General features: G+C 45.1%; 12 protein-coding genes. 6 read left to right on the top strand and 6 right to left on the bottom strand.

What is annotated here, in order from left to right; all coding sequences use genetic code 11:
- Nucleotides 1-326: 326 nt before the first annotated feature.
- Nucleotides 327-848, top strand: a complete 522-nt coding sequence (locus KIV40_RS11940; protein WP_005532322.1) for a DUF2058 domain-containing protein — start codon at nucleotides 327-329, stop codon at nucleotides 846-848.
- Between the two features lie 125 nt (nucleotides 849-973).
- On the opposite strand, the gene KIV40_RS11935 is transcribed toward KIV40_RS11940, so the two are convergent.
- From KIV40_RS11935 to KIV40_RS11920, 4 genes are all read right to left on the bottom strand, one after another.
- A complete protein-coding gene (locus tag KIV40_RS11935) occupies nucleotides 974-1,876 on the bottom strand; it encodes a neutral zinc metallopeptidase (protein ID WP_045383979.1) in 903 nt (300 codons plus the stop codon).
- A 144-nt stretch (nucleotides 1,877-2,020) separates the two neighbouring features.
- Nucleotides 2,021-2,806 (bottom strand): hypothetical protein, encoded by a 786-nt coding sequence (locus KIV40_RS11930; protein ID WP_285349380.1) that lies wholly within the window; start codon nucleotides 2,804-2,806, stop codon nucleotides 2,021-2,023.
- Nucleotides 2,807-2,956: 150 nt separating this feature from the next.
- The gene (locus KIV40_RS11925) at nucleotides 2,957-3,349 is read right to left on the bottom strand and encodes a ribosome recycling factor family protein (protein ID WP_285349378.1); all 393 of its coding nucleotides are present in this window, start codon (nucleotides 3,347-3,349) and stop codon (nucleotides 2,957-2,959) included.
- Between the two features lie 4 nt (nucleotides 3,350-3,353).
- The gene (locus tag KIV40_RS11920; protein ID WP_285349377.1) at nucleotides 3,354-4,223 is read right to left on the bottom strand and encodes a LysR family transcriptional regulator; all 870 of its coding nucleotides are present in this window, start codon (nucleotides 4,221-4,223) and stop codon (nucleotides 3,354-3,356) included.
- 107 nt (nucleotides 4,224-4,330) lie between these two features.
- Here KIV40_RS11920 and KIV40_RS11915 point away from each other — a divergent pair, with 107 nt between their 5' ends.
- Nucleotides 4,331-5,587: an adenylosuccinate synthetase gene (locus KIV40_RS11915; protein WP_285349375.1), complete on the top strand. Its 1,257-nt coding sequence runs from the start codon at nucleotides 4,331-4,333 to the stop codon at nucleotides 5,585-5,587.
- Nucleotides 5,588-5,725: 138 nt separating this feature from the next.
- Here KIV40_RS11915 and KIV40_RS11910 read toward each other — a convergent pair whose 3' ends face one another.
- Nucleotides 5,726-5,941 (bottom strand): hypothetical protein, encoded by a 216-nt coding sequence (locus KIV40_RS11910; RefSeq protein WP_045374524.1) that lies wholly within the window; start codon nucleotides 5,939-5,941, stop codon nucleotides 5,726-5,728.
- Nucleotides 5,942-6,402: 461 nt separating this feature from the next.
- Between KIV40_RS11910 and KIV40_RS11905 the strand changes: the two genes are divergently transcribed.
- The gene (locus KIV40_RS11905; RefSeq protein ID WP_285349383.1) at nucleotides 6,403-7,890 is read left to right on the top strand and encodes an EAL domain-containing protein; all 1,488 of its coding nucleotides are present in this window, start codon (nucleotides 6,403-6,405) and stop codon (nucleotides 7,888-7,890) included.
- 315 nt (nucleotides 7,891-8,205) lie between these two features.
- Nucleotides 8,206-9,270: an L-asparaginase 2 gene (gene ansB, locus KIV40_RS11900; RefSeq protein ID WP_285349373.1), complete on the top strand. Its 1,065-nt coding sequence runs from the start codon at nucleotides 8,206-8,208 to the stop codon at nucleotides 9,268-9,270.
- Nucleotides 9,271-9,386: 116 nt separating this feature from the next.
- On the opposite strand, the gene KIV40_RS11895 is transcribed toward ansB, so the two are convergent.
- The gene (locus tag KIV40_RS11895; RefSeq protein ID WP_285349371.1) at nucleotides 9,387-10,223 is read right to left on the bottom strand and encodes a pyruvate, water dikinase regulatory protein; all 837 of its coding nucleotides are present in this window, start codon (nucleotides 10,221-10,223) and stop codon (nucleotides 9,387-9,389) included.
- 349 nt (nucleotides 10,224-10,572) lie between these two features.
- Here KIV40_RS11895 and ppsA point away from each other — a divergent pair, with 349 nt between their 5' ends.
- Together ppsA and KIV40_RS11885 are read left to right on the top strand one after the other, a co-directional pair.
- The gene (gene ppsA / locus KIV40_RS11890) at nucleotides 10,573-12,942 is read left to right on the top strand and encodes a phosphoenolpyruvate synthase (RefSeq protein ID WP_285349370.1); all 2,370 of its coding nucleotides are present in this window, start codon (nucleotides 10,573-10,575) and stop codon (nucleotides 12,940-12,942) included.
- 185 nt (nucleotides 12,943-13,127) lie between these two features.
- Nucleotides 13,128-13,907, top strand: coding sequence for a hypothetical protein (locus tag KIV40_RS11885; protein ID WP_285349368.1), 780 nt, complete (start codon nucleotides 13,128-13,130; stop codon nucleotides 13,905-13,907).
- The last annotated feature ends 56 nt before the right edge of the window (nucleotides 13,908-13,963 follow it).

The following is a 13,963-nucleotide window of genomic DNA, read 5'->3' as shown; positions in this document are numbered from 1 at the left end:
GAATTACGCAACAAAGCCAACCAACCAAATAAAATGTACTTTATTTAATAGTTACTAATATTAACAGCGTCACAATAAATTCAGATTTAAATTACAAAACAAACATTAGAGATAAGAGCTCTAGGTATGGCTAAATATATTTAACATGGCATCCTATTTAATATTATTTATTTTTATCGCATAAAGTTCTTTATTTGAACCACTTCTCAATGCTATTGCTACCCCTGTTTCAAGCAATCCGATGTGGATGAGAAGGACACCAGCCCCTTTCTTTGCGACGAATGACTGGTTAAAATGCACAAAATTGCGCACTAACTGGATAGAACATGGCAAAACTTACCCTTCAAGAGCAGATGCTAAAAGCAGGCTTGGTTAACGAGAAAAAACTGAAAAAAGCGAAAAAAGGCTCTAAAAAATCACGCGTTCAAGCTCGCGAAGTAAAGGCGGCGGTTGAAGAGAACAAACGTCAGCAGTTAGAGCGTGACAAGCAATTGAGCGAGCAACAAAATGCAGAACGCTTGAACAAAGAAATCAAAGCGCAAATCAACCAGCTGATTGAAATGAACAAGGTTGATTTGAAAGATGGCGACATCAAATACAACTTCACACACGGTACACTTGTGAAGTCGCTTTACGTCGATTCAATCATCCGTGATCAATTGATCAAAGGTATCTTGGCGATTGCCATCGTCGGTGAGAGCTATGTAGTTATTCCTCGCCCTGTTGCAAACAAGATTGCTCAGCGTGACGAGTCTGTGATCATTGAACAGAAAGAGCCTGAATCAGATATCCCAGCAGAAGATGATCCATACGCAGATTTCGTCGTGCCAGACGATTTGATGTGGTAAAGCGAGTTCGCAACAAAACTCGATAAGTAAGGTCAAGCTCCTATCTGGTTTCACTCTTCGTAAACAGTAAAACTAAGATCAAGGCAGCTTGACCTTCAAACTGTATAACTCCCTCTCATCATTGCTCAGTTAGTTTCGAATGTTTGGCATTGGTTTGGATCACCCGATTGAAAACCTTTTTGAAACCACTCGACCCGCTGCTCCGAAGATCCATGAGTAAAACTATCGGGCTGTACACTTTGCCCTGCCATAGATTGTAATCGGTCATCGCCCACCGCACTTGCCGCAGCAATACCCTCTTCCATATCTCCAGGCTCAAGCAGTTTCATCTCATTATTGACGTAGAATCCCCATACGCCAGCGTAGCAATCAGCTTGCAGTTCAAGTTTGACACTCAATTCATTCGCTTCAACTCGAGAGGATTGCTGTTGCAATTGGCGAACTTGATTGCTGGTGCCAAGCAGTGTTTGTACGTGGTGGCCAACTTCATGAGCAATTACGTAAGCGAAGGCAAAGTCTCCCGGCGCTCCGAGTCTTTTAAGCTCATCCATAAAGCTCAAATCTAGATATATTTTCCGATCTGCTGGACAATAAAACGGCCCAGTCACCGCCCTGCCCACGCCGCACCCTGTCATTGTAGAACCACTGTACAACACTAAAGTCGGCTCTGAATAACCATTAGGCAGCAGTTCACCCCAAACCGTTTCGGTCGTTCCTAGTATAGCCGCAACAAATTGGGCATTCTCATCCGTTAACGCTTGGCTATCAGCTGAGTTGTTTGACTGTTGCGTTACCGCTGGCGTGCCTGCAATTTGTCCCATCAGATCACCATCTCCCATAAGAGCTTGATACCCAAAGAACAGAACACCACCAAGTAACACCACTCGCCCTACCTTGCTTTTTAAGAGGAAAGGCAGAAAACGGAACAATTGCGCAACGAGTAAGCCTGTTGAGGCAGAGCTTCTTGCCCCTGATTGTCCTCGACGGTCTTCTACGTTTGAGCTTCTTTTACTATTGCGCCATCGCATGTTTTCCTCCTGTCGCGATGCTGATTTCACTTTACATTGTGGTTCAATTTTAAGGATATTACCCAAATCAAAGGCTTCTAAAATCAACAGGTGCCTAGAATCACAAGACTGATCCTAGGCACTCGTGATCATTATGCGTTAGAGCTACTTTGTAATATCTACGCCAAAATGCTCGGTACAAGTCACTTGGCTAGGCTGACCGCCCGAATCATAGCCACAAAAGTCTTCCTCAAGAATGGCGTATTCGGCACGCGCATCTGCCAACTGCTGCATAAATTCTTCTTTGGTGACTTTCTTTTCTCGGTAGAAACTTGCATAAGTTGGCTGGTCCATAAAAAAGCCTTGAGCTGTGCGCACTCTCGTATCGTTTGGTGGGAGGGTCGTTAACTGGTTTTGCATGATACTTCCGTCAGGCAAATACACTTGGTAAAGAACACTGTCCTCCCCCATCAAAGTGGTTGAGGTGTCAACCATCATTCCATAAGCTTCGTAGGAACCCGCCAAGCCCCCATTACAGTCCGATGCACTTTGATCGGCACTAAAGATTTTTTCATTACCATTCGTTCCACAAATACCAGGGCCAATCACGTCGGTATCGCTGGAACAATCTTGTGCCAGTTTGGGAGGGTAGAGGAATACATTACGCTGCTTGATACTGTTACCCACCACTTCGAGGTGGATAAAGCCTTTGTAGTGGTCGTATCGATAAGGCCATCTCGAAGACACATTTGGATTACCATCACTTCCTAAAAATGTATATTCACCAACCCACCAGCCCTCTTCTCTCTGCCAAGCTTCGAAATCGAGTAAATTAACCGCTTCTAAATCACATGAAGATTCAAGAGCGAAAGTTGTATCTTCTGTCGTATCGCTGTTACACGCTGCAATTAAAGCACACGTAAAAATGGAAAGGATTACACGTGGGTACATAAAACCTCCTTGTCTTGGCTTTTATTTGTGAACCAAGGCCAACAATGCAGATTTTATGCCCTTAAACACATAAGGTCATAACTTGTGTCTTTAGTAAAACGACTCATCCTTCAGTTGTGAAGTTCGGTATAGTTTATTAAATCAATTACTTTACAGCATTTCAGCTTCGAAACGCGCTGTCCTTGCCTGTATCAAAGTGCAATTTGTTTCCGACATTAGCTCTGCCAAAGTAATGTTTGGATTCTCCATTACCAATCGAATAAGTTTGGCTTCCAAAGGTTCAAGCTTATCGCTGTATTTGGTAAGACCAATTTCCAATTTTTTAATCACAAAATGCAAATTTTCGTCGTCTTGGGAACGGATAACGTCGAGAAATGCTTTTAAATTCAGAGCTTCACCAGCAATTTGCCACTTGCGAGAACGTCGAATGCGCTTCAGTTCGCACTTGTTCTCTGCGGCTATAGCTTTGGCTCGCTTAGCATGGTCACCACCAATTCGGTGAATCAAAGATGGTAAAGAGATGGTAATCGTTGTGTCTTGCATACCGTTAAACCTCTACCACAGATACATTCTCACCCACCCACTTCAATAACTGTTTGGCAGCTTTGGATAGCACCTGATTCTGGCGCACGATGTAGCCAAAATCAGTGTTGGGGAAGCTGGGTAAGGGCGTCACGTCTCGTGAGAGTTTTAATCTTGGATCGAGTGAGAAGTCCGGCACAATTGCGGTTCCGAATCCGGCTTCTGCCCAATCAATTTGGGCCTCGACACTACCCACTTCCATAACTCTGTGTTTTGGCAGGTTTAGCTCTGGCAGAGAGGCATCAATCAGTTCACGCGTTCGGGTATCATGCCCCAGTAGAATCAAGGTTTGGTTTTCTTCTGTGCTCTCTTTCCATTTGAAAATATTATCGCCGAAAGCACACCAGTGTATTTGCGTCAGAGGAGTAAAGTGCAGCGGTTGACTCTCTTTCTGCGCAATAACAAAGCCGATGTCTGCGCGGGCACTTTTTACTAAATCTACCGCTTGTGATGAAGTGGTGTTGAACAGCGCTAAATCGATACCAGGATATTCATTTTTGAATTGTTGGAATGGCTTGATAAGTAACAGGCGCGAGACAATATCACTCGCCGCAATCGAGAGCGTTCCTTGCGTTAAGTCATTAATGGCATTGAGATCGGATTGGCAGATTTGCAGCTCATTCAGCATGTGCTGTGCGGTGTCTAACAAACGCTTTCCGGCTTGGGTCAATTGCACAGGGTTACGTTCAATCAACTTAGCCCGCGTTGCTTGCTCTAGCTGTTTGATATGAAGACTGACATTTGGCTGCGTCATGTGCAGTTCAATCGCTGTTTTTCCGAAATGTTTTACTTCTGCCAAAGTGACAAACGTACGTAACCAGTTCAAATCCAACATAGAAAATTACCCAATATGATTTTCTTATCAAGTTAATGAGTATAATTAATTTCTCTTATTCATGCGAGCATCCTAAGATTTTCCAGTCTGTTTTTGGAGAATGAATTATGTCGTCTATCGTTGTTGTAGGTGCAAACTGGGGTGATGAAGGCAAAGGCCGCATCGTTGACTTTTTGGCAGAGCAAGCTTCTGCAAGCATTCGTTTCCAAGGTGGTAACAACGCGGGTCACACCGTAGTTAACGACCTAGGTACGTTCAAGCTGCACCAGCTACCAAGTGGCGTTTTCAACCCTGACTGTTTGGCAGTTTTAGGTCCGGGTATGGTTATCAGCCCTGCGTCGCTGTCTGAGGAGATTGCGGAAGTCGCGGAAGCGGGCGTTAAAGTGAACATGTGCATCTCTGATCGCGCAACACTGTGTCTACCTCTACACGCACTAGAAGATACGCTAGAAGAACAACGCTTAGGCGACAAAGCATACGGTTCAACTCGTCAAGGTATTGCACCTGCATACGGCGACCGTGTGATGAAAAAAGGCATCCTAGTTGGTTGGTTAAAACAACCAGAAGTTCTAGTAGAACGCATCAAGTTCTGGATGGACTGGAAACTTCCACAACTACGTGCCCTTTACCCAACGTTTGAATTCGAGCAAACCGCTGAAGAAATGGCGAACTGGTTGCTGGAAGTGTCTGCCCCTTGGCGTGATGCTATTTGCAACGTAACGCTGCCGCTAAAAGAGCTACAAGCAAAAGACCAAACTCTACTGTTCGAAGCACAACTAGGTGCGGGCCGTGACCTTGTTTACGGTGAGTACCCATGGACAACCTCTTCAAACGTTGTGTCTATGTACGCGGGCATCGGTAGTGGTCTTCCTGCTCTGCGTCCAGAGCGTGTTATTGCAGTCGCAAAAGCGTTCAGCTCATCAGTAGGTACTGGTACGTTAATCACTGCAATGGAAGAGCAAGATGCATTCCGTGAACTAGCGGGTGAGTTCGGCGCAACAACAGGTCGCCCACGTGACATGGGTTACTTCGATGCAGTAGCGACTAAGAACGGCGTTGAGCTTCAGGCAGCGACTGAAATCGCACTGACAAAAGTAGACTGTCTGACAGGTCTTAAAGATCTAAAAATCTGTGTTGGTTACGCAGGCGAGCACAGTGAGAACCCAATTTGGCCTCAAACGGCTGCACTAGCACCAATCTACGAGAAGATGGAAAGCTGGAGTGAAGACATTACCGGTTGCCGTAAATTCGAAGAGCTACCAGTTGCGGCACAAAAATACGTTCTACGTATTGAAGAGCTAATGGGCGTACCAGTGAAAATGGTATCGGTTGGCCCTGGTCGTGAACAAATGATTATGCGCTAAGACGTGGAATAACACGTCTATATCCAAGTTACAGTAAGTGCTTGGTTATATTAGCAAGCGGCTTTTATCTTTTCCGGGGTAAAGCCGCTTTTTTTATGCACTTTATACCTTGGTCAAGCAATACTGTTCTACCGAGCGTCAGAACGCCAATTCTTCCAACGGCCTAGCCACAGAACCATGTTGCTGAGACAACAAGGAGAACTCAACTTCTTGCCCACAAGCGCAGTAAAAGTCATACCCTTCCCCCGCTAAAAACGGCGTACTTTTATCGATAAACCAGTCCCTAGACTTTTTAGTATGAAGCTCACCACAACTTGGACAAGTCACTTCTACAGAGAAAACCTTGGCAATCATATCCCTAACCTCTTGTTAATTGCAGACGTACAACGAAATCGTTTGCTGTAGATAAACTAGACCAAGTTTTGAAACACTTCGTTAAGAAAATGTCAGAGTAAACGATGGAAAATGCGTGTTTCAACGACACTTTGAACAACTTTTTTCAGACAAAATCATGAAGAAAAATTGAACTGCAAACGATTACATAACAAATATTACCGAAAGGGGCATTTACCAAACTTATGAGACAGGGAGTCTTATTTTTCATTAAAAAATAGTAACTTGCTTAAATTTTATAAGACTCACATCACACTTTACATTGAACAATTCCTAAAATTGACATGCTTATTATAGTTTTATGTCATTACTTACCTGCTGTACTTATATCTGTGGCAAATCGATTCTTCTCCAATCCATCTAAAAAGTGGAGTAACAACCTCACACTGTGTGTTGTCGGCCTACTCTCTTTTTCGATCACTATGGTGGCATTTATCCCTTTTGCCCATCAATATCATAAAAAGCTCACACAACAGGCAGTAGAGGCAATTGAATCTGAGTTTCACAGCAATGTTCAACAGTTAGCTCATTTACTCGATGATGAGTTTTATCTCAAACCGTGTAGCGAACTGATCCACGACTTACGCACCAACATCTTTGGTTTAGGGATGGCAAAAGACATCGCTACATTTGATCAAAATGGCAAGGTACAGTGCACCAGTAGCGAACGTCATCCGTCCTTTCGGATTTACTCGACAATACTAAAACGCTTGGGTGATAGCGATGTACACACCACGCTGTCTTACACGCAGCGAGCGTTGACCAATAACCAAGCATTGATCCTATTTTTTAGTTCGGATAAAGGGCGAGGCATCAGTGTGGTATTTCCAAAACAAGTACTGGAAATGCTGGTGAAGGATATCTTTAGCTTCGGTGACATGAAATATCGAGTCGATATTATTAATCGAACCGCTGTTGATCTGACTGATGGCAACGCACTGCGCAGCGAACAAATCACTTCAGAAATCCTCCCTTTCACGGTCTACTCGACAATTGGTTATGCATTCTATTGGCAATTCTTGGCAAGCAAGTTATGGATTGGGCTGCTAGGAATGGCCTGTGCTCTGGTCGTCCATCTGTTTTTTAATTCAAAAAAGGTGGCCAGAAACAGTTTGGAGTTCTCTCTGGCTCAAGCTATCAAAGGGCGCAACTTGAGTGTGCATTATCAGCCTATCGTTGACCAACGTGATGGCAGTGTCATCGGTGGCGAGTCTTTAGTGCGCTGGAACGACCCGGTTCAAGGGTTCATTTCTCCTGGTATCTTTATCCCTCTTGCCGAGAAAGTTGGGATGATCGATCAAATCACTTATCTGGTGTTGGATAAAGCGATCAAGATGATCTCAACAAATAAGAAAGCCTTTCATGATCGCTACATTAGCGTTAACGTCAGTCGCTCTTTGATTCTCAGAGATGACTTCATTAAAGAAGTCGAGTCTCGCTTGATGTTCAGTTATTTCATTAGTGAACGTTTGGTATTTGAAATTACCGAAGAAGCGATTTTTAACAAAGATGAGTTTTCAATATTGCGTCAACACTTGGACCGACTGGCCTCACTGGGCATTCGTATTGCCGTTGATGATTTTGGTACAGGCTATTCTGGTCTGGATTTTATTGGGCAATACCCATTCGACATCATCAAGATTGATCGCGTCTTCGTAACCAGTTTAGGTAACGGAAAAACAACTCAACCGTTACTCGAGGCGATACACACTCTTTCCCAGACACTGAATATGTCTGTCATTGTGGAAGGTGTCGAAGAGGAGGCGCAATTGTGGGCTTTACATGACCTCGGCTTCTACAACATACAGGGCTTCTACTTTTCAAAACCTATTCCAAAGCCTGAGTTTCTAGACTATTTGGCATTGCACCAACCAGCCGATCTTCAAACTCTCGCGCCTGCGCTTAGCTAAGATTAATCAACCCAATTTTTGGCTGAGCAAGCGGTGCTCAGCCAAAGCGTTCTCCCTCAATACATCGTCAAATTCAGTCGTTAATTACAAATGCATGAATAGCAATTAACCAATTGTTAAACAGACTGCTGAAAGATCTCACTTGTTAATGAAGCACATAAACTAAGTTAAATGGTTGATTTAATATTCTTTAACTGATTGGTTGATCACGATTTTCATCTGTAAATTGGTGAAGTTGTGCTCAAAAAATCTACCGCACTGTTTTTAGGATAGATAACGCTTCCCCCAACATCTAACCCAAAACAGGTGATTCCTATGACCAAAAAGTTTCTCCGCCTCAGTTCGATAACACTCGGTTTATGCATGAGCTCATTGGCTTTTGCAAATGCTGATTTACCTAACATCAAGATCTTAGCAACCGGCGGCACTATCGCTGGTGCAGGGCAATCCGCCACTGAATCCAACTACACCGCTGGTAAGGTTGGAGTCGATTCACTGATCAACGCAGTGCCTAGCATGACCAAAATTGCCGACATTTCCGGTGAACAGGTGGTCAGCATCGGCTCTCAGGACATGAACGATGAAGTCTGGCTAACGTTAGCCAAGCGTGTGAATGAACTGCTCGCTCAGGACGACGTAGATGGCATTGTGATTACTCATGGTACCGACACCTTAGAAGAGACCGCCTACTTCCTAGATTTAACGGTGAAGAGTGACAAGCCTGTTGTGATCGTAGGTGCAATGCGCCCTTCTACGGCAATGAGTGCTGACGGCCCAGTTAACCTCTACAACGCAGTGGTGACCGCAACGGATGAAGATTCTCAAGGTCTAGGCGTGCTAGTCGCAATGAACGACACCATTTTTGATGCGCGTGATGTAACGAAAACCAACACAACATCAGTCAGTACTTTCCAATCACCGAACTTTGGCCCACTCGGTTACATTCACAACAGCGATGCGAAGTACCAACGCAGCCCAGAGCGCAAACACACCACTGAAACAACCTTCGATGTTTCCAAGCTCGATAAGCTGCCACAAGTCGGAATCGTTTATAACTATGCCAATGCTTCTAGCTTACCTGTGAAAGCATTCGTCGATGCGAAGTTTGATGGCATCGTCAGCGCAGGTGTCGGCAATGGTAACTTGTACCACACGGTATTTGATGAGTTAGAAAAGGCGAGTAAAGATGGCATCATGGTTGTTCGCAGCTCTCGCACGCCTACCGGCTCTACTACCTTAGATGCGGAAATTGATGACGATAAATACGGTTTCGTGGCATCTGGCACGTTGAATCCACAAAAAGCTCGTATTTTGTTGATGCTATCGCTAACACAAACCCAAAATTACCAAGACATCCAGCAGATGTTCCAACATTACTAATCGGACGGATCGCTAACTTTCCGATGAGTAAAAGCTAGCCGCTAGTTAAAAAGAGGAGACGCAGATATCTCCTCTTTTGTGCTTGAGCATTGATAACTTAGCCAAACAAGGGCAACTTAGCCAAACAAGCGACGCTTCATTCCTGCTCTTTCAAGAATGCGCGTGGTGATCTCTTCCACCGACAAAGACGAAGTGTTGATGTAAGGGATTGCCTCCCGTCTAAACAGCGCTTCTACCGTATCAAGCTCCAACTTACATTGTTCAGTGCTCGCGTATTCGCTACCTGACAATCGGTTCTCGCGGATCTCGTTCAAACGTTCTGGGTTGATGGTTAAACCAAATAACTTGTGGCGATGAATCTCAAACTCCGGCAATAAGCGCATCATCTTGACGTCTTCAGCGATAAACGGGTAGTTCACCACACGTAAGCCAAATTGCATCGCCATGTACAGGCTGGTCGGTGTTTTGCCACTGCGTGACACGCCAAGGAGGATTATATCAGCTTCATCTAAGCCTTTAAGCGTAATGCCATCATCGTGAGCAAGCGTGTATTCAATCGCAGCGATACGGTCGAAATAGGTATCCGAATCTTTGCTTACGCTGCGTGAGCGCTGCATCTTCGGCTGTGGCTCCATCTGAATGTCGTCTTGTACCTTCTGCACAATGCTCTCCAGCACGTCATAACCGTGAGCTGGCGCTTTGAGTAACATTTCACGAATTTCTGGCACAACAATCGAGAAGAATACCAAGGGCTTAACCCCATCACGTTGGTAGGAAATCTCGATTTCCTTGATGACATCGGCAACTTTGTCTTCACTTTCGACAAAAGGGAAGGTTTTTTCATTAGGAATGAGGGAAAACTGACCCAAAACAACATGGCCTAATGTCTCACATGTTATGGCCGTTCCGTCAGAAACATAGAATACATCACGACTTTGGCTATTTATTTGCATTTTTGTTTATTTTTTCAAATTCATTTGAGTAGGATGGTTTACATAATATTAATAAATGAGTTTGGCTTGCAATTGCGTGCCCCACAGCTTTGAAAATTCTTCGGAGTTTTTTTAAGTAAACACGTAATCGTTTGCCTTTCATATCAACCAAGAAAAGTGTTGAACCATGTTTGCGTCGGAAAATTCGTTTAAGCCCTAGTTGGGAAGTTGTAGTTAACGCCCCTTAGCTGCAATGGCTGTTGTCAGCCCGAGACTGTGTCTTCGATGACATTGACCTGCAAGGATGAACCACCGCTGTTCAAGGTTGGTATTAATCCCCTACAAAGCTGCAATGTTTCTGGAGAAAGACATGCAAAAGAACACCCTCTGGTTCAATGGACTATCCATGGATGATGTCGACAAGGTCGGCGGTAAAAATGCTTCACTTGGCGAAATGGTTTCTAACCTAGCCAATGTTGGTGTATCAGTACCAAACGGTTTTGCGACAACCTCGTATGCGTTTAACCAATTCCTTGACCACGAAGGTTTGGATGAGCGTATTCACCAACTACTTGATGAACTAGACGTTGATGATGTAGAAGCTCTGCGTAAGACAGGTGCCACCATTCGTCAATGGGTATTAGAAGCCCCGTTCCCTGCGGATCTTGAACAAGACATCCGTGATAACTACAAAGAACTGACAGACAATCATCCTGAGATTTCTGTTGCCGTTCGCTCTTCTGCAACTGCAGAGGATCTACCGGATGCGTCATTTGCTGGTCAGCAAGAGACGTTCCTAAACGTAAAAGGCATTGATGCAGTACTAGAAGCGACCAAGCACGTTTACGCTTCTTTGTTCAATGACCGCGCAATTTCATACCGTGTACACCAAGGCTTTAACCACCGCGGCATTTCGCTGTCGGCTGGTATCCAACGCATGGTGCGCTCGGACAAAGCCTCTTCTGGCGTTATGTTCACCCTAGATACGGAATCGGGCTTCGACCAAGTCGTGTTCATCACCTCTTCTTGGGGCTTGGGTGAAATGGTGGTTCAGGGTGCGGTAAACCCTGATGAATTCTACGTCCACAAGCCAATGCTAGAAGCGGGTCAACACCCAATTGTTAAAAAGACCTTTGGCTCTAAGCAGATCAAAATGATCTACTCTGACCGTCAAGAGATCGGTAAGCAAGTAGAGATTATCGACACCTCAGTAGAAGAGCGCAATGCCTTCTCTCTGAATAATGAAGAGATCAAAGAGCTCGCAAAACAGGCGATGATCATCGAAAAGCACTACAAACGTCCTATGGATATTGAGTGGGCAAAAGATGGCATCGACGGCAAGCTTTACATCGTACAGGCACGCCCAGAGACCGTATGTTCTCAAAGCGAGCAAAACGTGATTGAACGCTACGAGCTAAGCAACAAAGCTGATGTTTTGGTTGAAGGTCGTGCAATTGGTCAGCGTATCGGTAAAGGCCCAGTGCGCTTAGTCGATTCTCTAGACCAAATGTCATTGGTACAAGAAGGCGATGTACTGGTTACTGATATGACTGACCCAGACTGGGAACCAGTAATGAAGAAGGCGTCTGCGATTGTCACGAACCGTGGCGGCCGTACTTGTCACGCAGCGATCATCGCACGTGAGCTTGGTATTCCGGCTATCGTTGGTTGTGGTGACGCCACCAGCAAACTGACTGACGGTGAGACCGTAACAGTATCTTGTGCTGAAGGCGAAACGGGCTACGTTTACCAAGGCGAGCTGGAGTTTGAAATCAAGCGCTCAGCGGTCGATGAGCTGCCACTGCTACCAACCAAAGTGATGATGAACGTTGGTAACCCAGATCGTGCATTCGACTTTGCTCAGATTCCAAACGAAGGTGTGGGCCTTGCGCGTCTTGAGTTCATCATCAACAAAATGATTGGTATTCACCCGAAAGCCTTGCTGAACTTCGATGCACAAAGCGATGAGCTAAAAGCTGAAATCACTGAGCGTATCCGTGGTTACAAAGATCCAATTGATTTCTACGTTAGCAAGCTAACCGAAGGCATCGCGACTATCGCGTCGGCATTCTGGCCAAAACGCGTGATTGTTCGTATGTCTGATTTCAAATCGAACGAGTACAGCAACTTGGTGGGCGGTAAAGGTTACGAACCGCATGAAGAGAACCCAATGCTGGGCTTCCGTGGTGCGTCTCGCTACATTTCTCCAGTGTTTGAAGACTGTTTCGAGCTAGAAACTCAAGCAATCAAACGCGTTCGTAACGAGATGGGTCTTAAGAACGTTGAAATCATGATCCCATTCGTACGTACACCAAGCGAAGCAGCTTCGGTTATCGACCTACTGGCTAAGTTCGACCTACGTCGTGGCGACCAAGGTTTGAAAGTCATCATGATGTGTGAACTACCGTCAAACGCAGTACTTGCTGAAGAGTTCTTGAAGTACTTCGATGGCTTCTCTATCGGTTCAAACGACATGACTCAGCTTACACTTGGTCTTGACCGTGACTCTGGCGATGTTGCTCACCTATTTGATGAGCGTAACCCAGCAGTGAAAGCCATGCTGCAAATGGCCATAGATGCGGCAACCAAAGCAGGCAAATATGTCGGTATCTGTGGCCAAGGTCCATCAGACCACGATGATCTTGCGGAATGGTTGATGGAACAAGGCATCAGCTCTGTTTCACTCAACCCAGATACGGTTATCGATACTTGGTTGAAACTAGGTAAAGTGAGCAAGTAAAACGAGCCTTCCTAACTTGTAATACTAAGCCCTCAAGCTCCTGAGTTTGAGGACTTTTTCTTTACCCAGCATGTCAAAGCTCTGTGAGTTCGTGACGACAATCCCAACCTAAACGGCGTGCTAATTTTCCCTCTGAGATTTTTCACCTAGAATGAAAGAATCTGATTTCATAAAAGAATGGACCTATGAAAAAGCCTCTTGCCCTTATCACTGCCTTAACCTTGCTCGCTTCTCCGGCTTATGCCGACTGGGACGACATTTCTAACAGCCTTTCAGACTTAGGGGATGCTGTTTCCGATACGGCTAAAGAGACATGGGATAGCACCAAAGAATTCTCAAAACAGGCATGGGAAGATTTCACTAATTGGTCAGAAGATGCGATCAACACTGCTGGCGAATGGACGGATGCAAGTATCGAAACCAGTAAAGAGTGGATCGACGAAGCTGACAAGAAAATTGATGAGCTGATGGAAGGTGATACACCGGAAGAAGCTCGCCAAGCGATTGACTTGATGTCGGATAGCACCCTGCTCAAACTGTTTAATGAGAAGCCAGAAGCGAAAGATCTTTACGATAAAGCTTACGGTTACGCGGTATTTGATTCACGCAAACTGTCGTCGATGTTCCATACCAACTCCGGCTCTGGTGTTGCAGTCAACAAATCGACCGACAAGCGCACTTACATGAACATGTTCGGTGCTGGCGTCGCTCTTGGTGTTGGCGGTAAGTTCTACCAACAAGTCGTGCTGTTTGAGAAAGAAAAAGACTTCAACACCTTTGTTGAAGAAGGCTGGGAAGCATCGAGCGAAGCTTCTTTAGTTGCAGGCGAGGATGGCGAAGAGATGACAGCGCAATTCAACAGCGGCGTAGCGGTATATCAGTTAAACACCACAGGCTTGTTGGTTGATGCAAACGTTTCTGGCTCGAAATACTGGGTGAATAAAGAGCTGACCGATTCGCAGTAATCTCAAGAACGCATCGATTTATTTAAGGGGAGCACAGGGCTAATGCCGTTCACTTA

The organism is Vibrio sp. D173a (genome assembly GCF_030248475.1).
Note: the sequence above shows the minus strand (reverse complement) of the source record. Positions and strands in the feature narration are given on the sequence as shown.